22 protein-coding genes are annotated in these 25,777 nt (G+C 66.1%); 13 read left to right on the forward strand and 9 right to left on the reverse strand.

What is annotated here, in order from left to right:
• Positions 1-4: 4 nt before the first annotated feature.
• Positions 5-1,432 (reverse strand): FAD-binding oxidoreductase, encoded by a 1,428-nt coding sequence (locus VHP37_27905; protein ID HEX2830196.1) that lies wholly within the window; start codon positions 1,430-1,432, stop codon positions 5-7.
• Positions 1,433-1,512: 80 nt separating this feature from the next.
• Here VHP37_27905 and VHP37_27910 point away from each other — a divergent pair, with 80 nt between their 5' ends.
• Positions 1,513-1,794 (forward strand): hypothetical protein, encoded by a 282-nt coding sequence (locus tag VHP37_27910; protein HEX2830197.1) that lies wholly within the window; start codon positions 1,513-1,515, stop codon positions 1,792-1,794.
• Positions 1,795-1,853: 59 nt separating this feature from the next.
• Here VHP37_27910 and VHP37_27915 read toward each other — a convergent pair whose 3' ends face one another.
• The 3 genes from VHP37_27915 to acnA all read right to left on the reverse strand — a co-directional run bounded on the left by VHP37_27915 (position 1,854) and on the right by acnA (position 7,366).
• A complete protein-coding gene (locus VHP37_27915) occupies positions 1,854-2,879 on the reverse strand; it encodes a filamentous hemagglutinin N-terminal domain-containing protein (protein HEX2830198.1) in 1,026 nt (341 codons plus the stop codon).
• Positions 2,880-2,921: 42 nt separating this feature from the next.
• The gene (locus VHP37_27920) at positions 2,922-4,589 is read right to left on the reverse strand and encodes a ShlB/FhaC/HecB family hemolysin secretion/activation protein (GenBank protein ID HEX2830199.1); all 1,668 of its coding nucleotides are present in this window, start codon (positions 4,587-4,589) and stop codon (positions 2,922-2,924) included.
• Between the two features lie 92 nt (positions 4,590-4,681).
• Complete coding sequence (acnA, locus tag VHP37_27925; GenBank protein ID HEX2830200.1) at positions 4,682-7,366, reverse strand: aconitate hydratase AcnA; 2,685 nt, start codon at positions 7,364-7,366, stop codon at positions 4,682-4,684.
• 241 nt (positions 7,367-7,607) lie between these two features.
• Here acnA and VHP37_27930 point away from each other — a divergent pair, with 241 nt between their 5' ends.
• The 4 genes from VHP37_27930 (at position 7,608) to VHP37_27945 (ending at position 11,902) form a co-directional block, all read left to right on the forward strand.
• Positions 7,608-8,078 (forward strand): tripartite tricarboxylate transporter TctB family protein, encoded by a 471-nt coding sequence (locus VHP37_27930; protein ID HEX2830201.1) that lies wholly within the window; start codon positions 7,608-7,610, stop codon positions 8,076-8,078.
• Positions 8,079-8,085: 7 nt separating this feature from the next.
• Positions 8,086-9,600, forward strand: a complete 1,515-nt coding sequence (locus tag VHP37_27935; GenBank protein HEX2830202.1) for a tripartite tricarboxylate transporter permease — start codon at positions 8,086-8,088, stop codon at positions 9,598-9,600.
• Positions 9,601-9,616: 16 nt separating this feature from the next.
• Complete coding sequence (locus VHP37_27940) at positions 9,617-10,672, forward strand: isocitrate/isopropylmalate dehydrogenase family protein (protein ID HEX2830203.1); 1,056 nt, start codon at positions 9,617-9,619, stop codon at positions 10,670-10,672.
• 177 nt (positions 10,673-10,849) lie between these two features.
• On the forward strand, positions 10,850-11,902 hold the full coding sequence (locus tag VHP37_27945; protein HEX2830204.1) for a 2-dehydropantoate 2-reductase: 1,053 nt from the start codon (positions 10,850-10,852) through the stop codon (positions 11,900-11,902).
• Positions 11,903-11,915: 13 nt separating this feature from the next.
• Here VHP37_27945 and VHP37_27950 read toward each other — a convergent pair whose 3' ends face one another.
• Positions 11,916-12,308 carry a hypothetical protein gene (locus VHP37_27950; GenBank protein ID HEX2830205.1) on the reverse strand — a complete coding sequence of 131 codons (393 nt, stop codon included), beginning with the start codon at positions 12,306-12,308 and terminating at the stop codon, positions 11,916-11,918.
• Between the two features lie 96 nt (positions 12,309-12,404).
• Here VHP37_27950 and VHP37_27955 point away from each other — a divergent pair, with 96 nt between their 5' ends.
• Both VHP37_27955 and VHP37_27960 read left to right on the forward strand, forming a co-directional pair.
• Positions 12,405-13,283: a polysaccharide deacetylase family protein gene (locus tag VHP37_27955; GenBank protein HEX2830206.1), complete on the forward strand. Its 879-nt coding sequence runs from the start codon at positions 12,405-12,407 to the stop codon at positions 13,281-13,283.
• A gap of 17 nt (positions 13,284-13,300) precedes the next feature.
• Positions 13,301-14,170 (forward strand): fumarylacetoacetate hydrolase family protein, encoded by an 870-nt coding sequence (locus VHP37_27960; GenBank protein ID HEX2830207.1) that lies wholly within the window; start codon positions 13,301-13,303, stop codon positions 14,168-14,170.
• A 107-nt stretch (positions 14,171-14,277) separates the two neighbouring features.
• On the opposite strand, the gene VHP37_27965 is transcribed toward VHP37_27960, so the two are convergent.
• Positions 14,278-15,195 (reverse strand): TRAP transporter substrate-binding protein, encoded by a 918-nt coding sequence (locus tag VHP37_27965; GenBank protein ID HEX2830208.1) that lies wholly within the window; start codon positions 15,193-15,195, stop codon positions 14,278-14,280.
• 163 nt (positions 15,196-15,358) lie between these two features.
• Here VHP37_27965 and VHP37_27970 point away from each other — a divergent pair, with 163 nt between their 5' ends.
• The 6 genes from VHP37_27970 to VHP37_27995 all read left to right on the forward strand — a co-directional run bounded on the left by VHP37_27970 (position 15,359) and on the right by VHP37_27995 (position 21,563).
• Positions 15,359-16,627, forward strand: a complete 1,269-nt coding sequence (locus VHP37_27970) for an acyl-CoA dehydrogenase family protein (GenBank protein HEX2830209.1) — start codon at positions 15,359-15,361, stop codon at positions 16,625-16,627.
• Positions 16,628-17,815, forward strand: coding sequence for an acyl-CoA dehydrogenase family protein (locus VHP37_27975; protein ID HEX2830210.1), 1,188 nt, complete (start codon positions 16,628-16,630; stop codon positions 17,813-17,815).
• Positions 17,816-18,029: 214 nt separating this feature from the next.
• Positions 18,030-18,989, forward strand: a complete 960-nt coding sequence (locus VHP37_27980; protein HEX2830211.1) for a tripartite tricarboxylate transporter substrate binding protein — start codon at positions 18,030-18,032, stop codon at positions 18,987-18,989.
• 24 nt (positions 18,990-19,013) lie between these two features.
• On the forward strand, positions 19,014-19,928 hold the full coding sequence (locus VHP37_27985) for a TauD/TfdA family dioxygenase (protein HEX2830212.1): 915 nt from the start codon (positions 19,014-19,016) through the stop codon (positions 19,926-19,928).
• Between the two features lie 86 nt (positions 19,929-20,014).
• Entirely contained in the window at positions 20,015-21,052 is a 1,038-nt protein-coding gene (locus tag VHP37_27990; GenBank protein ID HEX2830213.1) for an MBL fold metallo-hydrolase, read from the forward strand.
• 265 nt (positions 21,053-21,317) lie between these two features.
• On the forward strand, positions 21,318-21,563 hold the full coding sequence (locus tag VHP37_27995; protein HEX2830214.1) for a hypothetical protein: 246 nt from the start codon (positions 21,318-21,320) through the stop codon (positions 21,561-21,563).
• A gap of 109 nt (positions 21,564-21,672) precedes the next feature.
• Here VHP37_27995 and VHP37_28000 read toward each other — a convergent pair whose 3' ends face one another.
• Genes VHP37_28000 through pdhA form a run of 3 tightly spaced genes read right to left on the reverse strand, consistent with a single transcriptional unit; the run spans position 21,673 to position 24,906 of the window.
• Positions 21,673-22,779, reverse strand: a complete 1,107-nt coding sequence (locus tag VHP37_28000; GenBank protein ID HEX2830215.1) for a dihydrolipoamide acetyltransferase family protein — start codon at positions 22,777-22,779, stop codon at positions 21,673-21,675.
• Positions 22,780-22,819: 40 nt separating this feature from the next.
• Entirely contained in the window at positions 22,820-23,803 is a 984-nt protein-coding gene (locus VHP37_28005; protein ID HEX2830216.1) for an alpha-ketoacid dehydrogenase subunit beta, read from the reverse strand.
• A complete protein-coding gene (gene pdhA, locus VHP37_28010; protein ID HEX2830217.1) occupies positions 23,803-24,906 on the reverse strand; it encodes a pyruvate dehydrogenase (acetyl-transferring) E1 component subunit alpha in 1,104 nt (367 codons plus the stop codon). The genes VHP37_28005 and pdhA overlap by 1 nt, the downstream gene beginning before the upstream one ends.
• Between the last annotated feature and the right edge of the window lie 871 nt (positions 24,907-25,777).

The following is a 25,777-nucleotide window of genomic DNA, read 5'->3' on the forward strand; positions in this document are numbered from 1 at the left end:
CCGGTTAAGTTCCGCGCCGCTCCGCGAGCACCTTGCCCGGATTCATCAGTCCGGCTGGATCGAGCGCGCGCTTGACGGTGTGCATCAGGTCGAGCTCGACCGCGCTCTTGTAGCGCTCGAGCTCGGTCACTTTCGCGAGCCCCACACCGTGCTCGGCGCTGAAGCTGCCGCCGTAATTCCGAACGATGTCGTAGACGAGGTCGGTCACGTCGTGCGCTTCGCGCGCAGCCGCGTCGGCGCGCGCGCGGCCGGGGATGAACACGTTGTAGTGCAGGTTGCCGTCGCCGAGATGGCCGAAGCAGATGAGGTTCGCGCCGGGGAAGCGCTTCTCGAGCGCATCGCGTGCTTCGCGGATGAAGCGCGGGATCGCGCTCACCGCGACCGAGATGTCGTGGCGATAGAGCATGGCGGCCTCGCCTTTGGCCGCTTCGGGTACGGTCTCGCGTATCTTCCACAGCGCCTGCGACTGCGCGCCGCTCTCCGCGATCGTCACGTCGGTGACGAGACCTTGTTCGAGACCCGCTTCGAGCGAGCGCTCGAGCTCGTTGCGCAGCGCGTCGCCGGCGTGCGAATCGGCGAGCTCGGTCAGCACGTACCAGTCGCTGGTCGCGTCCAGCGGATCGCGCGTTCCGGGGATGTGTTTCAGCACGAGATCGAGACACGCGCGCGAGATGAGCTCGAAGGCGTTGATGCGGTCGCCGCAGTGACGGCGCAGGACGGCGAGCAGCTCGAGCGCGGCTTCGGGGTCCCGCACGGCGGCCCAGGCCGTCGCCGAAGCGCTCGGCTTCGGAAAGACCTTGAGCACCGCCGCGGTGATGATGCCGAGCGTGCCTTCGGCGCCGACGAAGAGCTGCTTCAGGTCGTAGCCGGTGTTGTCCTTGCGCAGGGAACGCATGCCGTTCCACACGCGGCCGTCGGGCAGCACCACTTCGAGGCCGAGGACGAGATCGCGCGTGTTGCCGTAACGAAGCACGTTCACGCCGCCGGCGTTGGTCGAGAGGTTGCCGCCGATGGTGCAGCTGCCTTCGGCGCCGAGCGAGAGCGGAAAGAGGCGATCGGCTTGCGCCGCGGCCTGCTGGATGGTGGCGAGCACGACGCCGGCTTCGACGGTCATGGTGTTGTTGAGGGCGTCGACCTCGCGAATGCGGTTCATGCGTGTGAGCGGGAGCACGATCTCGCCGCGGCCGACGCGCGGCACCGACGCCATGCACATGCCGGTGTTGCCGCCCTGCGGGACGATCGCCGCGCCGGCCTCGGCGCAGAGCTTCACGACCGCGGCCACTTCCTCGGTGTTGCCGGGCTTCACCACGCAGCCCGTCTCGCCGCGATAGATGCCGCGCCAGTCGTTGGCATACGGCTCGACTTCGGCGGGATCGGTCAGCACGTTCTGCTGTCCAACAATGGCGCGCAGCTTTTCGACTAGGTCCTTCATGGCGGCGGGGATTTCGGGGAAAGGCGCCATTCTACGTGTTGATATACTCCAGGCGCAGCCACGTGCTACAGGAGAATGCCATGAGAAACCGGATTATTTTCGCCGCATTGCTGGCGATGCTCGGCTCGGCCGCCCTGGCCGCGGAGGACACGTCGCGCACCTATGGCAACGCGTCGTGCACCGACCGCAATGCCAACCCCGACAACTGCGTCATCCAGGACGGCCCGCCGCGGCGGCGCGCGTTCGGCGAGCAGTCGCCGCAGCCAAAGAAGCCCACCGCGCCGCCCACCGCCACACCGACGCCGTCGGGCGGCGGCGGTAACGTGACGATCCTCGGGGGACCTAACCAGGGTGGGCGCTGAGAGGATGAACCCGACAAAAAAGGCCGGCGGAAGCCGGCCTTGTCGTTTGTAGCCGTGAATCAGTAGATCGGCTCGCGTTTCTGCAGGTTGAGCATCGTGCCGGTGCGTGGCGCAATCGGCGCGGCCACGCTCGCACTTCTGATCCCAGCGACGCCTATCACAGGCGCGGCAGGGCCCGAGGGTTGGGTACTGACTGTGACCGGCGCTGCGGCGAGGGTCAGAGGCGCGGTACCCGATAACCCGGAGCCCGCGCTAAGGATGGTAAGGTTTCCTGCGGTCCCGGCGGTGCTTGTGAGAGTCGTAGTTGCGTCGGTAATGGACAGCGATCCTGTATTGGTCTTGCCGACGGCGGTCGCGAAATTCGTCGTAATGCCGCTGCCAGGATTGCTCGAGATCGCGAGCGTCCGTCCGGCGCCCGAGTTGTCGCCCGCGAATGTGACGGTGGCGGTATTCGTGAGGGCGCCGAGGCTGCCGACGGTCACTATTGCGCCGGAGCCGGCGTGTGTCCCGGACGTAGTCAGGGCACCTAACGCGACATCACCACCGATCGTTAGAACGGAGGCAGCATTCATGGAAATCGTGTTGCCTGTACCTATCGATACCTCGCCGCTTTGAACCGACAATGATCCTGCGGCGCTTATCGCCATAGCGTTACCAATCCCGCCTGCGGCGAGGAACTGCGCGTCAGAGACGTTCGTGGTCGACACCGTGAACGCTGCGGTGTTGATTTGTGCGCCTGCCCCAAAAAGCGCGCCGTTGGGGTTGATCAGGAATATCCGTCCATTGGATTGCAGCGAGCCCGAGATCGAGGAGACGTTCGGCCCTACGACACGGTTTAGCACGGCGCTCGACGCGGAGGGTTGAACGAACTGCGTGGTCTGGCCCGCCCCGATGGAAAAGCCTTGCCAGTTGATGACCGCATTCCCGCCGTTCGTTACCGTGACGTTGTTAGTGCCGAGGCCGGTAACCGTCGCGCTGCCGGAGACGACTTGCGGGCCTGTCGGATTGCCGATGGCGTTTGAACCCAGCAGGAGTAGCGCGCACGCGGAAGCGGCGCGCGCGAGCCGTGCCGCGCGGACTTGCATTCTGTTGCCCCCTTTCGAGCAGATCGGATCGTAGCACGACGCTCAAAATTGCTGAGTTGCTGCGAACCAGATACGCGGACTTCTCCCTGGATCGGTCAACGGTGCAGCGCTGCCGCGCCACGCGAACATCAGTTGCGCACTGAAGCCCGCATCGTGGGCGGCCGCAAGCGCGACGCCGTAGCCCCAGATATCGCGTGTATTCAGCGCCGTGCCGACGACCGGCTCTTTGTTGAAGCGCCCGTGAGCGTAGTCGACGAACCCCGTCGCCGTTGTTCGCCAGCGATCGCCGGCAAGCAGGCGATGACGGTACTCGAGCTTCACCAGGTACCCTTGGTCGGCGGGTAGCTCCTCAACGGGATAGGCTCGAACGCCTTGCGGTCCGCTGAGCAATATTTCCCGGCCCGCGGCGAGATTTTTGGACGCGACCTGCGCGGTGAACGACGCGAAGGCGGCAGAGCCCGAAGTGACTTGCTGCAGCCGCTCGAAATGGATACGCCCGCGATCGAATCCGCCGCTGGTGCCGAGTGCCGGCGACTCGATGGGCGTGTTGCCGCGGACGTCGCCTCCCTGGTACTCGAGATAAAAGGCGGTGACGCCTCCCCGGAACAGGCCGTCGGCCAGATCTCCCGCGAGACGTGCGGTGAGGAATCGATGTCGCGTCGTTCCCGCCAGCGCGACCGCGTCGATGCGATCGTTGTATTCGACGTCGGTGTAGGCGGCGTACGCCGTGAGATTACTGTTGTTCGTACGCAGCACGGGATGCGCCGCGAATACCGAATATCGTCGAAAGTCGCCGTTGAGGCGCAGTGCTTCGAAGTCTCCGCCGAGCCGGTAGCGGTAGCGGCCGAATTGAGCACCCAGTCGGGTGCCGTGATAATTGATCGGTGCGCTGTAGCTTGCGCCCGCGCCCAATTCGTCGCCGGTATTCGAGCGGTAGCCTTCGACGGTGGCGAGATCGCCGATTCCGAGAGGGTTTCGCAGCCTTGCTTGAGCGGTGTAGCGGATCTCCCCGAATTCCCGGATCTGGTGGTTATCGACGCGCACGAAACCGCCGAACAAACGTTCATCGCTTACCTTCACGTCGAGATCGGCGGTGCCCGGGAGGGAACCGGGCGTCAGCGACGGCTCGACGCGCACGCCGGGAAGGTCGTTCAACAACAGCAGCGGCGTGTCGAGATGCCCGCGCGCGATGAGCGTTCCGGATTGCAACGATGAGAGATAGCCGCGTGCAACCGAAGGACGCAGGCGCGACCCGGCGGGCTGCTCGACGTCGACCTTGCCGATACGGCCTTCGATGATATCGATCCGTATCTCGCCCGCACTGACATCCTGGCTCGGCAGCACGGCCTGCGCGGCGAACAGGCCGCGCTCGCGCAGGTGCGCAGTGACGGCCGTGAGGGCGGCTCGCAGCTCGTCGGGCGACAGGCGCTTGCCTGTCCACGGCGCCACGATCGCCTGGAGCTCCGATTCCGGCACGATCGTCGACCCGGAGAAGCGGAAGCGCTCGACGAGCACGGTCTCGCCGGGCAGGGCGGGCGCCGCCGGCGCGGGCGTGTCGAGTTGCAGCCCCGCTGGAGGCTTCACGCGGAACCGCTCCTCCGGACTGCCGAGGTCGCGCGTTGCCGCCGGCGGAACCTGCGCTGCTGCGTGATCTGGGACGGATGCTGCAAACGCCGCGGCGATGATCGCCGCCGAACCTTTCTTAACCACTTATCCAGTCGCCCGTACAAAAACAGGCCGGCACCTTGTGGATGCCGGCCTGCGGGATGAGCGGCGTCTCGTAAACGCCGCTCGGAACACGATCAGGCTGCAGCGAGCAGCTCACGGAGCACGTAGGGGAGGATCCCGCCGTGCTTGTAGTAATCGACCTCGATCGGCGTGTCGATCCGCAGCCGCAGCGGCACCTGCTCGCTCTTGCCGTCCTTCCTCGTGATCGTCATCGTCACGTCCTGCATCGGCGTGATGCCTTGCTCGATGCCGGTGATGTCGATCGTCTCGGAGCCGTCGAGCTTGAGCGTCTGCGCGGTCGTGCCTTCCTTGAACTGCAGCGGCAGCACGCCCATGAAGACGAGGTTGGCGCGGTGGATGCGCTCGAAGTTGCGCACGATCACCGCCTGCACGCCGAGGAGCTGCGGACCTTTCGCCGCCCAGTCCCGCGACGAGCCCTGGCCGTATTCGTCGCCGCCGAAGACCACCGACGGCACGCCCGCGGCCTTGTACTTCATCGCCGCCTCATAGATCGACATCTGCTGTCCCGACGGCTGGTGGATCGTGATGCCGCCTTCGGTGCCCGGCAGCATCAGGTTCTTGATGCGCACGTTGGCGAACGTGCCGCGCATCATCACCTCGTGGTTGCCGCGCCGCGCGCCGTAGGTGTTGAAGTCCGCGACCGCGACACCGTTCTCCTGCAGGTACTGGCCCGCGGGCGAGGACGGCCTGATGCCGCCGGCGGGGCTGATGTGGTCGGTGGTGATGGAATCGCCGAAGATGCCGAGCACGCGCGCGCCCCTGATGTCGCTGACGGCCTTGGGCTGCATGCCGAACCCTTCGAAGTACGGCGGCAGCCGGACGTAGGTCGATTTGTCCTGCCACTTGTAGACCGCTCCGAGCGCGGCCGGGATCTGGTCCCACAGCGGGTTGCCCTGCTTGAACGCGGCGAACACTTTCTTGAACATGTCGGCGTCGGTGGCGTACTTCATGCAGCTCGCGACTTCCTGCTGCGTCGGCCAGATGTCGCGCAGGTACACCGGCTGGCCGTCCTTGCCGGTGCCGATCGGGTCTTTCGACATGTCGATGTTGACCGTGCCGGCGAGGCCGAACGCGACCACGAGCGGCGGGCTCATCAGGAAGTTGGCGCGGATCGCCTGGTGGATGCGCGCTTCGAAGTTGCGGTTGCCGGAGAGCACCGCGGCGCCCACGAGGTCGTTCTTGACGACGGTCTCCTCGATCGCGGGATCGAGGGGGCCCGAGTTGCCGATGCACGTGGTGCAGCCGTAGCCCGCGACGTAGTAGCCGAGCTGCTCGAGGTAAGGCAGCAGGCCCGCGTTCTTCAGGTATTCGGTGACGGCGAGGGAGCCCGGTCCGAGCGAGGTCTTCACGCGTGCCGGCGGCTTCAACCCTTTCTCGACCGCTTTCTTGGCGAGCAGTCCCGCGCCGAGCAGCACGCCGGGGTTCGAGGTGTTGGTGCACGAGGTGATCGCGGAGATCAGCACGTCGCCCTGGCCGACGTCGATGCCCGCTTTCGACGTGAGGTGGCGCTCGTCCATCCTGTCGGCCTTGCCGTAGCCGCCGTCGACGAACGGCTTTTTCATCAGGCCCTGGAACACGTCTTTCAGCGCGGGGAGATCGATGCGGTCGTGGGGTCGGCGCGGACCCGCGACCGACGGTTTCACGGTCGAGAGGTCGAGCTCGACGACTTCGCTGTAATCGATCTCGCCTTTCTTCGGCATGCCGAACATGCCCTGCGCTTCGTAATACGCCCTGACCAGCGGCACGAGGTCGGCGCGGCCGGTCATCTTCAGGAACTCCAGCGAGCACTCGTCGACCGGGAAGAAACCGCACGTCGCGCCGTACTCCGGCGACATGTTGCCGATCGTCGCGCGGTCGGGCAGGGCGAGCGACGCGGCGCCGTCGCCGAAGTATTCGACGAACTTGCCGACGACCTTGCGGCTGCGCAGAAGCTGGGTGACGGCGAGCGCGAGGTCGGTGGCGGTGACGCCTTCACCGAGACGGCCGGTCATGTGCACGCCGACGACGTCGGGCTCGAGGAAGTACATCGGCTGGCCGAGCATCGCCGCTTCGGCTTCGATGCCGCCCACGCCCCAGCCCAGCACGCCGAGGCCGTTGACCATCGTGGTGTGCGAGTCGATGCCGACGAGGCTGTCGGGATAGCACATGTCGCCCTTGCTCCAGACGATGCGCGAGATGTACTCGAGGTTGACCTGGTGGCAGATGCCGTTGCCGGGCGGGATGGTCTCGAAGGTCTTGAACGCCTGTGCGCTCCACTTGAGGAACTCGTAGCGCTCGTGGTTGCGCGAGAACTCGATCTCCATGTTCCTGCGCAGCGCGTCGGGCGTGCCGTAGGTGTCGATCTGCACCGAGTGATCGATGATGAGGTGCGCCGGGACGAGCGGCTCGATGATCTCGGGGTCCTTGCCCATCGCTTTCGCCGCTTCGCGCAGCGCCGCGAAGTCGACGACGAGCGGCACGCCGGTCATGTCCTGCAGCAGCACGCGCGCGACGACGAGAGGCACCTCTTCGGTGCGCTTGGCCGTCGGTTTCCAGCCGGCGAGGTTCTTGAGATGCGTCTCGGTGATCTTCATGCCGTCGTAGTTGCGCAGCGCGGATTCGAGCACGACCCGCAACGAGCGCGGCAGGCGCGATACCTTGCCGAGGCCCGCCCTCTCGAGCGCGGGCAGGGAGTAGTACTGCCCCGTCCTGCCGCCGTAGCTGAACTGCTGAAGAGATTCGAAGAGGTTATGACTCATGAAAGTGACTCCTGGGTGTGCCGACCCCTTTGGCAACGAGCTTGCGTGTTGGGTAGGGTGAAACGGGAGACTGCCGCGCGCGGGCTTTGGGAAGCGGACCGGGCTGTCAGACATTCAAAAATAGCGAAACGGTCCCTGCGGGTCAAGGCGAGATGCCGCCCCCGGGAACGATGGGTTAAGATGCTTCCCGGTCTAATAACAGCGGGGCATCAAACGCGTGACCCTGCGTCAGGAGGAGCCCATGGCCGACCGCGTGATCTTCGTCTGCACCCTCGTCCTAGCCGGTGTATACCTTTACGCGACCGAGCAGTTGCCGACGCTCGAGATCGGCGACCCGCTCGGTCCCAAGGCGTTTCCGCGGCTGCTCGGCGTCGGCCTCGTCCTTGCGGCGATCCTGCTCCTGTTCGAGATGGTGAAAGCGCGCAAAGCGGCGCCCGCGAACCGCCAGGCCTCCGCTTCGGAGCCGGCCGGCCGCGGCGCGCCGGCGATCGTCGCCGGCGTCGCGGTGTGGACGTTCCTCTACTTCATGGTGTTCGAACGGCTCGGGTACGTCGTCGCGACCACGCTCTACCTCGTGCCGCTGATGATGTACTTCAACAAGAAGCGGCCGCTCATGAACGTGCTCACGGCGGTGTTGTTCTGCGCGGGCTCGTATCTCCTTTTCACCAAGGTGCTCGGCGTGAATCTCGCGCCCGGCATCCTGCCGCTGTGAGGTGATCGTGGACACGCTGACTCACATCATCAACGGCTTCGCCGTCTGCCTCCAGCCGATCAACCTCTGGTACACCTTCCTCGGCGTCTTCATGGGCACGATCATCGGCGTGCTGCCCGGCATCGGGCCGTCCGCCGGCATCGCGCTGCTCATCCCGGTGACGTTCGGGATGAACCCGACTTCCGCGCTCATCATGATGTGCGGCATCTATTACGGCACCAAGTACGGCGGCTCGACGACGTCGATCCTGATCCGCACGCCCGGCGAAGCCGCGTCGGTGATGACCTCGATCGACGGTTACGAGATGGCGAAGAATGGCCGCGCGGGCGCCGCGCTGGCGGTGTCCGCCATCGGCTCGTTCATCGCAGGCACCGTCGGCGTCGTCGCGCTGACGCTCTTCGCGGTGCCGCTCACCTCGATGGCGCTCAAGTTCGGGCCCGCCGAGTATTTCACGCTGATGCTGTTCGCGATGACCGCGGTCGCATCGCTGACCGGCGCGTCACCCGCGAAAGGGCTGCTCTCGACGATCGCCGGCCTGATGATTGCAACGGTCGGCATCGATCTGCAGAGCGGGCAGCCGCGTTTCACCATGGGCGTGCCGGAATTCCAGGACGGCGTCGGTTTCGTGGTGGTCGTGGTCGGGCTGTTCGCGCTCTCCGAGGTATTCCGCGGCATGGAAGGCTTGTACAAGGGCACGGCTGCCGAGATGATCCGCATCAAGGGCAAGCTCTGGCTCACGCGCGAGGAGTGGGACCGCTCGGTCGGTCCGATCTGGCGCGGCGGCATCATCGGTTTCATCATCGGCGTGCTGCCGGGCGCGGGCGGAACGATCGCGTCGATCCTCTCGTACACCACCGAGAAGCGCATGTCGAAGCACCCCGAGGAATTCGGCAACGGCGCGATCGAAGGCGTCGCGGGACCCGAGTCGGCGAACAATTCCGACACCGCGGGCGCGATGGTGCCGCTGCTCTCGCTCGGCATCCCGGGCGGCGGCGCCACCGCGGTGCTGCTCGGCGCGTTCATCATGTACGGCATACAGCCGGGGCCGCTGCTCTTCCAGAACCGTCCCGACCTCGTGTGGGGCCTCATCGACAGCATGTACATCGGCAACGTCATGCTGCTGATCCTGAACCTGCCGCTGATCGGGCTGTTCGTGCGGCTGCTCTACATACCGGCGGGCATCCTGTATCCGCTGATCGTCGCGATCTCGGTCATCGGCGCGTACGCGATCAACGGCAGCATGACCGACCTCTATCTCATCCTCTTCTTCGGCGTCGTGGGCTACGTCTTCGACAAGGTCCAGATCCCCGTCGCTCCGCTGGTGCTTTCGCTCGTGCTCGGCGGCATGATGGAGCAGTCGTTCAGGCAGGCGATGACGATCTCGGGCGGCGACCCGCAGATCTTCGTCGGCAGCCCGATCACCATCACGCTCGTGGTGCTGTCGGCGATCTCGATCGCGACGCCGTTCATCCTCGCTCGCATCAAGGCGTTCAAGAACGCGTTGACCGCGGAAGCGGATTAACCGGCAGGAGTTGTACATGCATCGAGTCAGTCTCATCCCGGGCGACGGCATCGGCCCGGAAGTCACCCATGCAGCACGCGCGGTCCTCGAAGCCTCGGGCGCCGAGCTCGAGTTCGAGATCGCCGTCATCGGCCAGGAGGCGGAGAAGCAGTCGGGCGCGCAGATGCCGCCGCAGGTGTGGGAATCGTTCGCGCGCACCAGGCTGTTGCTCAAGGGTCCCACCTACACCCCGTTCGGCGGCGGCTTCCGCGTCAAAGTCGAGCGTCCCGGCGTCGACGGCAAGGTGCGCGAAGGGAGCTATCCCAGCCTCGCCATCGCGCTGCGGAAAGAGCTCGGGCTCTACGTCAACGTGCGGCCGATCAAGACCTATCCCAACGTGCGCACGCGCTACGAGAACGTCGACCTCGTGATCTTCCGCGAGAACAGCGAAGACCTCTACGTAGGCAACGAGCGCATGATCGACGCCGACACCGCCGAAGGCATCAAGCGCATCACGCGCGGCGCCACCGAGCGTGTGGCGAAGTTCGCCTACGACTACATGAAGCGCACCGGCCGCAGGAAGCTCACGATCGGCCACAAGGCGAACGTGATGAAGATGACCGACGGGCTGTGGCTGAACGCAGCGCAGGAGATCGGCAAGGGCTTCCCGGACATCACGACCGACGCGCGGGTCATCGACGCGCTGTGCATGGAGCTCGTCATCAAGCCCGAGACGTTCGACGGGCTGCTGCTGACGAACCTCTACGGCGACATCGTGTCGGACCTCTGCGCCGGCCTGGTCGGGGGACTGGGTGTGGCCCCGGGCGCGAACATCGGTCCCGACGCCGCGATGTTCGAAGCGGTGCACGGCACCGCGCCGGACATCGCGGGCAAGGACCTCGCGAACCCGATGGCGATGATCCTCTCGGCGGTGCTGATGCTGCGCTACATCGACGAGTGCGACGCCGCCGACCGCATCGACGCGGCGCTGTCCGAAGTGCTCGCGGACAAGAAGTCCATCACCCGCGACCTGGGCGGCACCGCCGGTACCAAGGCGTTCACTCAGGCGATCGTCGCAAAGCTCAAAAGCTGAAAAAGCAGATTAACCGCCAAGGACGCAAAGGACGCAAAGGAATTTCTCGGGTGGCTGACCTTGCGGTGTCGCATATCGGAAAAAGCGATAGTGCGAGGCGCCCGCGCCCGTTCAATAGCTTTTCCTTTGCGTCCTTTGCGTCCTTTGCGGTTCAAATTGTTTTGATCCAGGGACAGCATGAATAAAAGGATAGTGGTGATCGGCGCCGGCGCGATCGGCGGGTATGCCGGCGGGCACATGACGCGTGCGGGGCATGACGTCACGCTCGTCGATGCGTGGCCGGAGCACGTCGAGTACATGCGCGAGCACGGGATACAGATCGCCGGCATGACGCCGGAAGAGACGTGCTCGATCCCCGTGAGGGCGCTCCACATCACCGACGTCCAGCGCTTCTCTAAGGAACGGCCCATCGACATCGCCTTCGTCTGCGTGAAGTCGTACGACACCGAATGGGCGACGCAGATGATCAAGCCTTATCTCGCGCCGGACGGGTTCGTCGTCTCCCTCCAGAACTGCATCAACGAAGAGCGCATCGCGGGAATCGTCGGCTGGGGCAAAACGCTGGGGTGCATCGCGAGCCTCGTCGCCGCCGAGCTCACCCACGCCGGTCACATCCAGCGCACCGTGCCGCTGGGCGGGGAGCATCACGTCGTCTACCGCGTCGGCGAGGTGCACGGACGCGTGACGCCGCGGGCGCTGGAAGTCGCGGAGCTGCTGCGCAGCGCCGACAGCGCGAAGGTGACGACCAACCTCTGGGGCGAGCGCTGGTCGAAGCTCGTCGTCAACTCGATGCGTAACGGCCTGTCGGCGGCGAGCGGCCTGTCCGGCAATCAAAGAGACCTGAACCAAGAGCCGCGCTGGCTTTCGATCCGTCTCGGCTCCGAAGCGGTGCGCGTCGGCCAGGCCCTCGGCTACCAGCTCGAGCGCATGCTCGGCATGGACCCCGAGACCCTCGCGCGCGCAGGCGAGGGGAGCAAGGACGCGCTGACCGAGATCAGCGACATCCTCGCCGAGAACGCGAAGACGCGCTCGGACGATCAGCGTCCTTCGATGGCCCAGGACATGCGCAAAGGCCGGCGCACCGAGACCGATTTCATCAACGGCTACGTCGCCGACACCGGCGCTGCGATCGGCGTTCCCGCGCCGACCCACGCCAGGATGAACGAAGCGGTGAAGCGTGTGGAGCGGGGAGAGATCCCCGCGGGCATCGAGGCGATCCGCGGGCTTTGACCGCGGGCCGCGCCTACTGCGCCTTCGCCCGCGCTCCCATCAGGCCGACCTTGTAGCCGGCGCCGCGCAACCGCGAGGTGGCGCGCGAGCTCAGCACCACGAGCGTGACGAGGTTGACGAGCGGCACGAACATCAGGATGACGAGCCCGGCCTTGGCGAGCGTCGACATGCCGAAGCCTCGCGCGACGCGCAGCACGCCCATGAACGACATGACGAGGGTGACGAGCTGGAGCGGGAGAGTCAGGATCGCGAGCGCCGCCAGGCTCAGGACGATCGACAGCAGGTTGAGCAGCACCGCAAAGATGACGAGCCGCTGACCGGTCCTCACGTCCTCGATGCCTTTCTGGTCGTCGACCGTGTCCTCGACTCGCGCCTGCGGCGTCTGGTAGGGATTCTCGTCGGCCACGCGCGTCCTCCCGTTGTCGGTCTGGACGCCAAGGTATCACGCAGGAGAGCCGGGCCTATAATCCGCGTGCAGCCCATTTCCTGAAAGCCCACGCGCATGCTTCCTTCCGAACGCCTGTCGTACTCCGCGATCGTCGACCGCCCGCCGTTGAAGCTCCCCGGCGGCGCGCGCCTGGTCGTATGGCCCATCGTGAACGTCGAGGTGTGGGACATCAATCGGCCGATGCCGCGCCAGGTGCTGCCGCCGCCGACGAACACGACGCAGCTTCCCGACGTGCCCCACTGGTCGTGGCACGAGTACGGCAACCGCGTCGGCTTCTGGCGCCTGAAGGACGCGCTCGATTCGCTGGGCATCGTACCGACCGTTTCGATCAACGCGCGGGTCTGCATCGATTACGAGCGCGTCGCGCGCGCCTGCCGCGACGGCGGCTGGGAGTTCATGGGCCATTCGTACGACCAGCGTCCCATCCATCTCGAGCCCGACCAGCGCGCGATGATCCAGAAAGCGGTGAGCGTGATCAGGGATTACACCGGCAAGCCGCCGGTGGGCTGGCTGGGACCGGGTCTCACGCAGACGCTCGATACGCCGGAGCTCTTGCGCGAGGCGGGCATCCGCTACATCGGCGACTGGGTGATCGACGACGAGCCGTGCGAGATCGAGACCGCGCACGGCACGCTGGTGACGATGCCGTACAGCGTCGAGCTCAACGACATCACGATGATGATGGTCGGCCGCTATCCGTCGAGCGAGTTCGAGACGCGCTGCATGGACTACTTCGAGCGCGTGTACGCCGAATCGGCGAAGCGCCCGAAGGTGATGGCGATCGCGGTGCACCCGTACATCTCGGGCGTGCCCCACCGCATCAAGTATTTCGAGCGCGTCTTCCAGTTCCTGGCGAAGCAGGAAGGCGTGGTGTTCTGGACCGGCGAGCGGATACTCGAGTGGTACGAGAAGGAAGCTCGCGCCGCTCGCTGACCTGACAGGAGAAGAGAGTGAAGCTACTGACGTTTCGTGCCGGCGGCAAGACGAGCCCGGGCGTTGTGGACGGCGATGACGTCGTCGATCTCGCGGCTGCCGGCCTTCCGGCCGGCGCCGACGGCGATCTGCTGGAGATCGTGAAAGGCGGCGATGCAATGCTCGCGCGCGTGCGCGACGCGGTGAAGAGCGGGGCGGCCACGAAGCACGCCTTAAGCGCCGTGCAAATCGTCGCGCCGATCTTCTCGCCGTCGAAAATCGTGGCCGTGGGGCTGAACTACATCGACCACTGCAAGGAAGCGAACCTGCCGGTGCCCGGCGAGCCGGTGCTCTTCGCGAAGTTTCCGAACTCGGTGGCGGGACCGTTCGACGACCTGTCGTGGCCCGAGTCGTTCTCGAAGGAAGTGGATTACGAAGTCGAGCTCGGCGTGGTCATCGGCAAACGCGGCGTGAACATCCCCGAAGCGCAGGCGCTCGATTACGTCTGCGGTTACACGACCGTCAACGACGTTTCCGCGCGCGACCAGCAGTTCGCCAACGCCAAGCAATGGGACCGCGGCAAGTCGTTCGACACCTCGTGTCCGTACGGCCCGTACATCGTCACGCGCGACGAGATTCCGGATCCGCAGACGCTCACCGTGCGCACGGTGCTCAACGGGCAGGAGATGCAGATCTCGAATACCAGGAACATGGTGTTCGGCGTCGCCAAGCTGATCTCGTATATCTCACAGGGCACGACGCTCAACCCCGGCGACCTCATCCCGACCGGCACGCCGTTCGGGGTGGGGTTCTCGCGCAAGCCGCCGGTCTATCTCAAGGACGGCGACGAGTGCGTGTGCGAAGTCGAGAAGATCGGCGCCATCCGCAACAAGATCAAGCTGCGTTGAGCATCGGGGTGTCATTGCGAGGAGCGTAGCGACGAAGCAATCCCGTTGCGAACGGAAACCGTGCGCCACGGGATCGCCACGCCGCCGTCGGCGGCTCGCGATGACAGCTAGCTCAGGTACTCGAACAACTTCGGATCGAGCGCCTTCCGGTGCTTCGCCAGCACCGGCTCGACCGCCTTCACGAACGCATCGTGCTCGGCGGCGGTCAACCTGATCAACTCGTTCTCCTTCGGATCGAGCTTCGCGAGTATCGCGTCGTCTTCCTCGGCGGCGAGCGCGTGCTGGAACGCCGTCGCCTCGCGCGCCGCGGTGTCGACCGCACGCCGCACGTCCTCGGGCCAGCTCTCGTAAAGCTTGGCGTTGCAGATCAGCGCGCTCGATCCGAAGAAATGCCCGGTGAGCGTGATCCAGCGGTGCAGCTTCTGCACGCCGAAGTGGAAGGTGTTCGTTAAAGGGTTCTCCTGCGCCTGGAAGCGCTCGCCTTTGGCCTGCTCGACGAACTCCTTGATATCGACGGATATGGTCTCGAAGCCCATCGCGCCCAACGCTTCGGCGTGCAGGGCGCTCATCTGGGTGCGGATGCGCATGCCTTTGCAGTCGGCCGGCGTATGGATCGGCCGCACCTTGTTCGTGACGTGCCTGAAGCCGTTGTCCCAGAAGCCGAGCGAGCGGAAGGGCGTCTTCTCGTGCATCCGCTTCACGAACAGCTCGCCGAGCGGGCCGTTCAGCGCGCGTATCGCCGTCGGCCGGTCGCGCACGACGAAGGGCAGCTCGAGCACCTTGAGCTCGGGGACTTCTTGCGTGAACCGCACGGTGGACATGTAGCACCCCGCGAGCTCGCCGCTTTCCACCATGCCGGGCAGGTCCCCCGAGTTGCGGCCGAGCGCGAGCACGTCGCCGACGAGCTCGAATCGGATGCGCTCTCCCAGCTCGCGTGTCAGCACTTCACCGAAGCGCACACCGCCGCGCGTATTGATCGACGACGGCCCCTGATAGCCGCCGAACCTGAAGACGATCTTGTCCATGCTTCCTCCCTGGTCGCCCGACTATAGCAGCGGCGGGCGTGGGTTGCGCTTGGGCGGCATGCCCACTACGATTCAGTAACCACGAAGCGCAAGCCGAGCCATAACAACTAAAAGGCCGGCCATCCCGCCGGGTTCCCTCGGCATAAGCTCACTGGAGGATTGCTTGTACAACCTGCATCTCACGCCGGAACAGCTCGAGTTCCGCGACACGATCCGCGACTTCGTCAAAAGCGAAGTGCACCCGGTCGCGATCCACTCCGACCGCTTGCAGCCTTTCGAGAAGCCTCTGCTGCTCGATCTCCTCGACGAGACCTCGCGCATGGGGCTGCGCGCGCTGGCGCTGTCCGAGAACGCCGGCGGCGCGGGTGCGGACACCATGACCTCCGCGATCGTCCTCGAAGAGCTCGCGGCGGGCGACGTCGACCTCGCGATGGTGCTCGGCCTAACCTCGCAGCTCGGCGCCGCGCTGTTCGACGAAGCGCTCAGCACCGACCAACGTGCGAAGTTCCTGCCCGCGTTCCTCGACGAGCGCCGCGGGCACCTCGCGCTCGCCGCTCATGACTACGACGCGGTGCGCGGCTGGCACTACCACCGCGATTACGACGAGGAGTCGGGCGGAGAGCCGACGGCGGTCAAACAGTCGAACGGCGACTGGATCGTCGACGGCGAATACGCGTACGTCGCGAACGCGCCGGTCGCTTCGCTCTTCGCGCTGCAGGTGCGCACCGACCCGAAAAAGACCGGCCGCAACGGCCTCTCGACGCTGCTCGTGCCGCGAGACACGCCCGGGCTCACCATCGGCGAGCCGCCGAAAGCGACGGGCGAAGTCGACGCCGAAGGCGTGGACGTCATTCGCTGGCAGCACGGCACCGGGGCGAGAGTCACGTTGAAGAACTGCCGCGTACCCGCCGCGAGCCTCGTGGGGGCCGAAGGCCAGACGCCGCTCTGCGGCGAGGCGTACACCGCGCGCGCCGCGATCCAGACTGCGGCGATCAATCTCGGGGTCGGCCGCGCTGCATTCGATGCCGCGGTCGATTACGCCAAGATCCGGGTGCAGGGCGGGCGTCCGATCGTGCAGCACCAGTCGATCGGCACGATTCTCGCCGACTGCGCGACCAAGCTCGAGCTCGCACGCAGCCTCATCTGGAAAGCGGCGTGGACGCTCGATAACCCGGACGCGGTCGCCGATCGCAGCGTCGACGCGCTTCCGCTCGCGGTCATGGCGCGCACCTACACCGCCGAAGCGATGGAAGAGGTCGCCCTTGGCGCCGCCGAATGCTTCGGCGCGATGGGCGTGATGCGCGACATGCCGCTGCAGAAATACGTGCACGACACCATGGTGTTCCTGCACTCGGCGGACCACGACAGCGCGACCAAGCTTGGGCTGGCCGAGGCGGTCGCGGGTTTCGAACGCAAGCAGGAAGCCGCTTAAATGGATTTCTCGTTAAACGAAGAACAGAGGCACTGGCAGCAGGAAGCACGCAGGTTCGCGGAGGAGGAGATCCGCCCGCTGTCGGTCGAGCGCGACCAGATCGAAGGCGGCTTCGAGCCGTGGGACTGGAACGTCATCGTCAAGGGCTCGAAGCTCGGCTTTCGCACGCTGGCGGTGCCGAGAGAGTGGGGCGGGCCCGGCGCCGATTTCGTGACGCAGGCGATCGTGATGGCCGAGCTCGCCAAAGGCGACAGCGCGATCTCCAAGGCTTTCAGCCAGAACTGGAAGTGGAGCCATCTCATCTCGGCGTCGTGCACCGACGAGCAGAAAGAGCGCTTCCTCAAGCCTTTCCTCGCCGACCACAAATACCTCATGGGCCGCGGCATCACCGAGCCCAACGCGGGCTCCGACAACCGCTTCCCGCCCGAGGACGCGCCGAAAGCCGGTTTCCGCCTGAAGGCCGAGCGCGACGGCGACGAGTGGATCCTCAACGGCGAGAAGTGCTTCATCGCCAACGGCAGCGTCGGCTCGCTGTTCTTCGTCGACGCGCGCACCAACCCCGAAGTGAACGTGAAGCAGGGCGGCACGCTCTTCATGGTGCCCAAGGGAACCCAGGGCTTCCGCGTCGGCAAGGTGTTCAACAAGCGCGGCTGGCGCTTCTATCAGAACGCCGAGCTCATCTTCGAGAACTGCCGCATCCCGCATGCGAACGTCGTGGGGCAGGTGAACGGCGGCGCGAAAGCGGCGGCGGGGGATACCACCGGCGGCGACATCTTCGGCGACCTCGAGCTCGCTGCGAACGCGGTGGGCGTGTGCGACGACGCGATCCGCATGTCGATGCACTTCGCGAAGAACCACAAGCGCGCGGGCAAGCTCGTCTGGGACCACCAGCTCGTGCAGCTGAAGATCAACGAGATGCACGCGCTGACCGAAGCGCTGCGCTCGTACGTGATGCGGGTGGCGTGGGAGCGCGACCAGGGCGGCCCGATCGGTGCCAACGCGGGCCTTGCGATGAACCTGTCGACCGACATCATCCAGCGCGTCACGCGGCTCAACATGGAGATCCACGGCGCCGAAGGCTGCCGCATGTACGCGCGCGTCGACAAGCTCCAGCGCGACGCGATGGTGTGGACCCACCTCGCGGGCGATACGGTTCAGCGCATCAAGATCCTGAAGCGGTTGAAGTAGAAAGATCAAAAGCTAATTAACCGCAAAGGACGCAAAGGACGCAAAGGAAAGCGATGCGATGGGTGCGAACGCCCGACGCCGCTACTTGTATGCGATGGCCTGATGTCAGCCACCCGACGAGAGGGGTTCCTTTGCGTCCTTTGCGTCCTTTGCGGTTCAAAAGCTTTTTCGTAGTGATGTATTCGTAGAGGCTTAAGGCCCGCCGAGGAGGAGCATGCAACGTTTCGTCACCGTCGCGCTCGCGGCGCTGGCCGCTGGCAGCGCGCTCGCGCAAACCCAGTATCCCGCCCGGCCAATACGGCTCGTGTTCCCGTTTCCGGCGGGCGGCAACGTCGACACGCTGGGGCGCGTTTTCGCGAAGCAGCTCGAGGCGCAGGTCGGCCAGCCGGTGGTCATCGACAACCGCGCCGGCGCCAACGGGATCCTCGGCATCGACATCGTCGCGAAGGCGGTGCCGGACGGCTACACGATCATGTACAACTCGTTCTCCTTCGTGATCAACCCGAGCATCTACAAGAAGCTGCCGTACGACACCGAGCGCGACTTCGTTCCCATCACCAATCCCGCGCTCGGACTCGGTTACGTGCTCGCGGCGAACCCGTCTTCGCAGATCGGCTCGGTGAAAGAGCTCCTCGCCATGGCGAAAAAGAGCCCGTTGCGCTACAGCTCGCCGGGCATCGGCAACGGCCAGCACCTCGCGGGCGAGCTCCTGGCGAGGAAAGCCGGGATCCAGCTCCTGCACGTGCCGTACAAGGGCGGCGGACCGTCGCTCACGGCCGCGCTCGGCGGGGAAGTGCAGCTCACGTTCACCGCCGCGGCGGTCGGCGCTCCCCATTTCAAGTCCGGCAAGCTGAAGGCGCTCGGTTTCAGCGGGGCGTCGCGCCTGCCGGCGCTGCCCGACGTGCCCACGATCGCCGAGGCGGGGCTGCCCGATTTCAACTACGATTCAGGGTGGCACGGCCTGTTCGCGCCCGCGAAAACCCCTGCGGCGATCGTCGAGAAGCTCCACGCCGAATCGGCGAAAGCGGTGCACGAGCCGAAGGTGAAGGATTTTCTGGCGAGCGGGGGCTACGAGGCCCGGGCCGACCCGCCGCCGCAATTCGCTAAAGCGTTCCGCGCCGACATCCGAAAATACGGCGATATCGTGAAGGCTGCCCGTATCGAGCCGCAGTAAAGTCAGGAGTCCGTTTTGTCCGCAGTGTCCGCAGTGAAATCCCAGACGCAGATCGAAGTCCTCCCCACCGGTAAATACCTCGGCGCCGAAGTGCGCTGCGGCGACGTGCGCAACCTCGACGCCGCCGGCGTCGCCGCGATCCGCAAGGCGTCTGCCGACCACCTGGTCATCGTGATCCGGGACCAGAATCTGTCCGATCCCGAGCTCATCGAGTTCGGCGGCCGCTTCGGCACGCTCGACTGCGCGCCGCTCGCCAAGACCGGCAAGGAGAAGGCCCGCACGCACCCCGAGATCGTCGTCGTCTCGAACGTGCTGGAAAACGGCCAGGCAATCGGCGTGCTGCGCGACGCCGAAGTGATCTGGCACTCGGACAACTCGTACCGCGAGAACCCGCTGGCGTACAGCGCGCTCTATTCGCTCGAGATCCCGCCCAGCGGCGGCAACACCGGGTTCGCGAACATGTATTACGCGCTCGAGATGCTGGATCCGGCGTTGCGCGCCAAGATCGAAGGCCGCTCGATCAAGCACGACATGACCTACAACAGCGCCGGCGACCTGCGCGAAGGCTTCAAGCCGGTCTCCGACGTGCGCGATGCGCCGGGGCCCCTGCACCCGATCGTGCGCACGCACCCGGACACCGGCTGCGACGCGCTCTATCTCGGCCGCCGTCCGAACGCCTATATCGACGGTTTGAGCGTCGAGGAATCGGAGGCGCTGCTCGAGGCGCTGTGGGCGCACGCGACGCGTCCCGAATACACGTGGCACCACGTCTGGCGTCCGGGCGACATCCTCATGTGGGACAACCGCTGCGTCATGCACCGCCGCGATCCTTTCGACGGCGGCTACAACCGCGTGATGCACCGCGTGCAGTGCGCGGGCGAGAAACCGGTCAAATCGCCGGAAGGCAGGCTGGGCCATCCCCGCGCGCACGTCGCATAATGCATAGCGCAGGCGCCTCGCCTGCCAGAGGGGCCTCCAACCCTGCAGGCGAGGCGCCTGCGCTACAACCGCGCAGGAGTCCTGACATGCTGTTTCGTGAGCTCAACCGCGGAAAGTGCAAGACCTACCTGATCGCGTGTGAGCGCACCAGGTGCGCCGCGCTGATCGACCCGGTCAAGGGGCACGTCGACCGCTACCTGTCGCTGCTCGCCTACGAGGGGCTCAAGCTCCACGCGGTCATCGACACCCATACCCATGCCGATCACCCCACCGGCGCGTTCCTGCTGAGGGACCTCACCGGGGCGCGCCTCGTCATGCACCGGCGGGCGCCGGTGCCGGTCGCCACCGACCACGTGGTCGACGGCGACGTCATCCGCATCGGCGACCTCGAGGTGAAGGTGCTCTACACCCCGGGCCATACGCCCGACGGCATCAGTCTGTACGTCGACGGGCGCGTCTTCACCGGCGACACGCTGCTCATCGGCGGCACCGGACGCGCGGATTTCGCCGGCGGCGACGCGGGCGCCGAATACGACTCGATCGCGGGCAAGCTCTTCCAGCTTCCCGACGATACCGTGGTCTATCCCGCCCACGATTACCGCGGCAACACCAGCTCGACCATCGGCCAGGAGAAGCGCGCCAACCCGCGTGTCGCCGGCCGCTCGCGCGACGAATACGTGGCGCTGATGGCGAGCCTCAATTTCCCCTTACCCGAGAAGATCCAGGAAGTGCTGCAGCCCAACCAGTCCGCCATCGAAGACGACAAGACCAAGTTCCCCGACCTCGTGCAATTGAACAGCGTGCGCCAGCTCAACGCGCAGGAAGTCGCGATGCGCATGGGCTCGGGCGAGCCGCCCTTCGTCGTCGACGTGCGCGAGCCGCAGGAATACACCGGCGAGCTCGGCCACATCGCCGGCAGCACGCTCATCCCGCTGCGCGACCTCGCCGACCGCGCGGGCGAGCTCATCGCGCACAAAGCCAGGCCCATCGTCGTCGTCTGCCGCTCCGGCGTGCGCAGCACCACCGGCGCCGCCATCCTCTCCGGCCTCGGCTTCGACAAGGTCTACAACCTGCAGGGCGGGATGATCGACTGGAACGACAACGGTCTGCCGACCGAACGCTGAAATTTCGCGTCATTCCCGACGCGCGCCAGCGCGATCGGGAATCCATTTTCAAACCCAAAGTCAAAAATGGATTCCCGCCTGCGCGGGAATGACGTGTTCAGGCTTTACGTTTCGCGTTCCCGGTCGTCGGCACGATCCGCTAGGCCGCCCATCCCATACAAATTCGATTAGGCGCTGCTGCCAATTACGCGGCGCGGTGCGGCTCACTACGATGCGCCCCTATCGACGTGATCGTCACGTCGAACCAACCGATAGGGGACAGATCATGAAACGTATCGTTCAGGTGGCGATGGTCGCTTTGGCTTGCAGTGCCGGTGCGGCGTGGGCGGAGCAGTCGCAGGAGCAGAAGCCGCAGGCGCAGGAGGAGCAGGTCGCGCAGGTCTCGACGGGCAGCGAGCGCATCGGCGCGCCGCGCCAGGAAGCGCAGCCGCGCAAGGCGAGCTTCCACGAGATGTCGGGGCTGGCGGGCGACGGCTACAGCCCGTCGCGCGGCGGGCCGCTCGACGATTGACGGACTGTCATTGCGAGGAGCGGCAGCGACGAAGCAATCCCGGAGCGTCCGCTCCGTGCGTCACGGGATCGCCGCGTCGCTTGCGCTCCTCGCGATGACCGTTCGAGCGTTACTCCGCCTTCTGCAGATCCGCCATCATCGCCGCGAGAAACCGCCCGGCTTCGCCGCCGGATACCGCGCGGTGATCGAAGGTCAGCGACAAGGGAATCACCCTTCGCACCGCCGGCGCGCCGTCCACCGCGACCACCGCGTCGCGGATGCGTCCCGCACCGACGATCGCGACGGTCGGCGGCACCACCACCGGTGACGCGTAACGCCCCGCGATGGTCCCGTAGTTCGACAGCGTGATGGTGTGGCCGCGCAGCTCTTCCGGCGGCACGCGTCTCGCGCGCGCGTCTTCGACGAGCTTCTGCAGTCCCGCCTTGATGTCGTCCATGTCGCGCTCGCCCACGTTCCTCAGCACCGGCACGAGCAGCCCGTCCGCGGCGTCGACCGCGATGCCGAGATCGACCTTCTTGACGACCCAGCGCCCGATGCGCTGGCTGTCGTACCACGCGTTGAGCGAAGGCTCGGCGCGGCAGCCCTCGACGATCGCGCGGATGAGCCGCAGCATCACGTTCGCACCCTGGCGCCACGCATGGATATCCGCGTCGTCCATGATCGTCGCGGACGCGACCTCGGCGTTGGCGAGCATCATGTTCTGCGCCATCGCGCGCCGCACGCCGCGCAACAGCTCGATCGGTCCCTGCTCGGAGAGGATGCGCGCCGCGCGCTGCACGTCGCCGGGCGTGAGCATGCCGTCGGTGCCGGTCGGCGTGACCATCGCGAGGTCGACGTTGAGCTTCCTCGCGAGCGCGCGCACCGCGGGCATCGCCTTGATGCCGTGGCTGGGCGCCGGCGCCGGGCCCATCGCCGCTTCGCGCACCACTTTCTGACCGACTTCGACGCTGCCCACCACCGTGCCCGCGCTCGCATCAAAGCCTTCGCCTTCGAAGCCGACGAGCGGCGCGCCGATGTGCGCGATGTCTCCGGGATTGCCGTAAAGGCGCTCCACCTTGCCGGCGTACGGCGCGGGAATGTCGACGATCGCCTTGGCGGTCTCGACCGACACCATGGGCTGATCGAGCTTCACCGTGTCGCCGGGTTTCACGTGCCACTGCACGATCTCGGCTTCCTGCAATCCTTCTCCGAGGTCGGGGAGCTTGAATATTTTCATGCCGTCCTCGCTGCGGCGAGGTCGGCTGAATCGAAGATCTTCATCCGGACCATCCTATGGCGAGCCGCGCGGCGTCGGCGATGCGCTCGGCGCTGGGCATGTATTGCTTTTCGAGGCGGGCGAGCGGCATCACGCTGTCGTAACCCGTGACGCGCCCGACCGGCGCCATGAGATAGAGCAGGCCGTGCTCGCCGACCGCGGCCGCGATCTCGGAGGCGAAGCCCGCGGTTTTCGGCGCTTCGGAGACGACGACGCAGCGACCGGTGCGCTGCACCGACGCGAGGATGGTCTCGAGGTCGTAGGGCTTCAGCGTCGCGACGTCGAGCACCTCCGCCGCATAGCCTTCCTCGGCGAGCGTGTCGGCCGCCTGAAGCGTCTCGTGCACCATGCCGCCCCACGTGACGAGCGTCACGTCGGTGCCTTCGCGCAGCGTGAAGCAGGTGTCGAGCGGCAGCGCAGCGCCGTCGTCGGTCACGTCTTCCTTGAAGAGACGGTAGAGGCGCGTGGGCTCGAGGAAGACCACCGGATCGGGATCGCGGATAGCCGCGAGCAGCAGGCCGTAAGCGCTCTTCGGCGAAGAGGGATAGACCACGCGGATGCCCGGCGTGTGCGCGAACATCGCCTCGGGGCTTTCCGAATGGTGCTCCGGCGCGTGGATGCCTCCGCCGCACGGCGTACGCAAAACCATCGGGCAGCTCATGCGCCCGCGGGTGCGGTAGCGCATGCGCCCCGCGTGATTGAGGATCTGGTCGATGCAGGTGTAGGCGAACCCGGAGAACTGGATTTCGGCCACCGCCCTGATGCCTTCGACCGCCATGCCGATCGCCATGCCGGCGATCATCCCTTCGGCGAGCGGCGTGTCGATGACGCGCTCGGGGCCGAATTTGTCGACGAGCCCCAGCGTGGAGCGGAAGACCCCGCCGTCGCGGCCGACGTCCTGGCCGAGCACGACGACCGACTCGTCGCGCTGCAACTCGTGGCTGAGCGCGAGGTTGATGGCCTCTACGAGGGTGATCTCCGCCATCAGACCACCGCCGTGTCTTTGTCGCCCGCCGGCTCGGGCTCGGGGCCGAGCGCCTCCAAACGCTGCGACTCGAGCGCCGGCGGCAGCGTCTCGTACAGATGCTCGAACATGTCCGCGGGCCTGGGCGGCGGCGTGTCGAGATAGGCCTGTACCGCCGCCTGCACCTGCTCGTTGCACTCGCGCACCAGCGCTTCCTCGCGCGCCCGGTCCCAGGCACCCGCAGCGGACAGGTAGTTGCGAAGGCGCAGCACCGGCTCGCGCTTCCACGCTTCGGCGACTTCGTCGGCGCTGCGATAGCGGCTCGCGTCGTCCGCGGTGGTGTGGTCGGAGAGGCGATAGGAGAGGGCTTCGATGAGCGACGGACCCTCGCCGCTGCGCGCGCGCTCCAGCGCGCGCTTCATGGCGTCGCGCACCGCGACGATGTCGTTGCCGTCGACCTGCTCGTTCGGGATGCCCGCGGCGATCGCTTTCTGCGCGAGCGTCTCCGCGGCGCTCTGGACGCTGCGCGGCACCGAGATCGCCCACTGGTTGTTGGTCACGAGGAAGATCACCGGCAGCTTCCACGCGCCGGCGGCGTTCATGCCTTCGTAGAAATCGCCTTTGGACGTCGCGCCGTCGCCGAGCGCGCAGACCACCGCGCGCTTCTCGCCCTTGAGCTTGATCGCGTAAGCGGCGCCCGCGGCGTGCGTGCAATGCGCGGCGATGGTGATGCAGATCGGGAAGTCGCGGCGCGGGCCCTGGTAATCGCTGCCGCGCTCGTCGCCGCTCCAGTAGAGGAACAGCTCGGTCATCGTGACCCCGCGCATGAGCTGAACGCCCTGCTCGCGGTAGGTCATGAGGAAGACGTCGTCGGAGTGCATGGTCGAGCCGACGCCGGCCTCTATCGCTTCCTGGCCGAGGATGGGGGCGTAGGTGCCGAGCTGGCCGGTGCGCTGGAGCGCGATCGCTTTCGCGTCGTAGGTGCGCATGAGCACCATCCAGCGATAGAGGTCGACGAGCTCGTCGGGGTTCTTCGAATGATCGGGGAATTCCCCGGTCGCTTTCCCGTGCTCGTCGAGGAACTGCGTGTAACGAATCTCGAACCGTGCGACTGCCTTCTCCAATCGGCTCCTCCGGCTTCGCGTGCTGCTTGCGATTCTAGCGGCATCCGGCAGGCCTTATGCAACGGCTATGCCGATGTGCTCGTCATTCCCGACCGGCGATAGCCGCAGCCGACGCGACATCTTGTCGCGTCGTCCCCGACGAGTCCGCGATAGCGGACGCGATCGGGGATCCATTTTGACTTTTACCTGCAGGCGTCCGCACGACCGCCACCGCGCCCGTCACACCCTTCTTGGAGCAGAACCGCCGGAAGACTGCGCGTTGGTCACTCATTGGATTCCGCGCCGCATCCCCCACACCCTTCCCGCCCTCCTCGCGCCGCTGCCTGCGCTGCCGCTGCGGCATCGGAACCCTGCGACGCCCGACAAGGACGGCGCTGCGAACTCGCCGCACCAGCTCGACGCGTTCAACTGCCCGTCACTTGCAAGCAGCATCGCGCGTGGCACCCCCTGTGCGGGCTCGACAGGTCCTCGCGAAACCCCGTCCTTGCCGTGCGTCGCAGGGCGCTCGTCTTGATTGGGCGGAAAGGGTGTGGGGGATACGGCGCTACCGCTGATGCGGAGGGCAGGGGCCGCAAAGGACCCCAAAGCGGTCGTTCCCACACCGGCACGCGTGACGCGCTTGCCTTTTTCCCTCGGGACTTACTATTCGCCGGCAGGTGCTGAACCTGTGCGACTATTTTGACGCGTTACAATTTATACGGTGTTCACGAGGCTTTAGATGCCTATTTCTAGTTGAACTAAACCGCTTCGCGGTGGAAGAACCGAGCCCGCCGCATCTGGTGTGATCCTATGTTGAGAAGCTGAGCTTCATCGCGCGCGCTGCGTGATGGCGTGGTGACGTACAAGCGCAGGGGCCGTCCCTGCGTTCTGT

Source organism: Burkholderiales bacterium, from assembly GCA_036262035.1.
Classification (GTDB): Bacteria; Pseudomonadota; Gammaproteobacteria; order Burkholderiales; family SG8-41; genus JAQGMV01.

Excerpts from the sequence above, each read along its gene's own strand:
- VHP37_27905 (HEX2830196.1), bottom strand. The coding sequence starts at position 1,432 with ATGAAGGACCTAGTCGAAAAGCTGCGCGCCATTGTTGGACAGCAGAAC.
- VHP37_27910 (HEX2830197.1), top strand. The coding sequence starts at position 1,513 with ATGAGAAACCGGATTATTTTCGCCGCATTGCTGGCGATGCTCGGCTCG.
- VHP37_27915 (HEX2830198.1), bottom strand. The coding sequence starts at position 2,879 with ATGCAAGTCCGCGCGGCACGGCTCGCGCGCGCCGCTTCCGCGTGCGCG.
- acnA (HEX2830200.1), bottom strand. The coding sequence starts at position 7,366 with ATGAGTCATAACCTCTTCGAATCTCTTCAGCAGTTCAGCTACGGCGGC.
- VHP37_27930 (HEX2830201.1), top strand. The coding sequence starts at position 7,608 with ATGGCCGACCGCGTGATCTTCGTCTGCACCCTCGTCCTAGCCGGTGTA.
- VHP37_27940 (HEX2830203.1), top strand. The coding sequence starts at position 9,617 with ATGCATCGAGTCAGTCTCATCCCGGGCGACGGCATCGGCCCGGAAGTC.
- VHP37_27945 (HEX2830204.1), top strand. The coding sequence starts at position 10,850 with ATGAATAAAAGGATAGTGGTGATCGGCGCCGGCGCGATCGGCGGGTAT.
- VHP37_27955 (HEX2830206.1), top strand. The coding sequence starts at position 12,405 with ATGCTTCCTTCCGAACGCCTGTCGTACTCCGCGATCGTCGACCGCCCG.
- VHP37_27965 (HEX2830208.1), bottom strand. The coding sequence starts at position 15,195 with ATGGACAAGATCGTCTTCAGGTTCGGCGGCTATCAGGGGCCGTCGTCG.
- VHP37_27975 (HEX2830210.1), top strand. The coding sequence starts at position 16,628 with ATGGATTTCTCGTTAAACGAAGAACAGAGGCACTGGCAGCAGGAAGCA.
- VHP37_27980 (HEX2830211.1), top strand. The coding sequence starts at position 18,030 with ATGCAACGTTTCGTCACCGTCGCGCTCGCGGCGCTGGCCGCTGGCAGC.
- VHP37_27990 (HEX2830213.1), top strand. The coding sequence starts at position 20,015 with ATGCTGTTTCGTGAGCTCAACCGCGGAAAGTGCAAGACCTACCTGATC.
- VHP37_27995 (HEX2830214.1), top strand. The coding sequence starts at position 21,318 with ATGAAACGTATCGTTCAGGTGGCGATGGTCGCTTTGGCTTGCAGTGCC.
- VHP37_28000 (HEX2830215.1), bottom strand. The coding sequence starts at position 22,779 with ATGAAAATATTCAAGCTCCCCGACCTCGGAGAAGGATTGCAGGAAGCC.
- VHP37_28005 (HEX2830216.1), bottom strand. The coding sequence starts at position 23,803 with ATGGCGGAGATCACCCTCGTAGAGGCCATCAACCTCGCGCTCAGCCAC.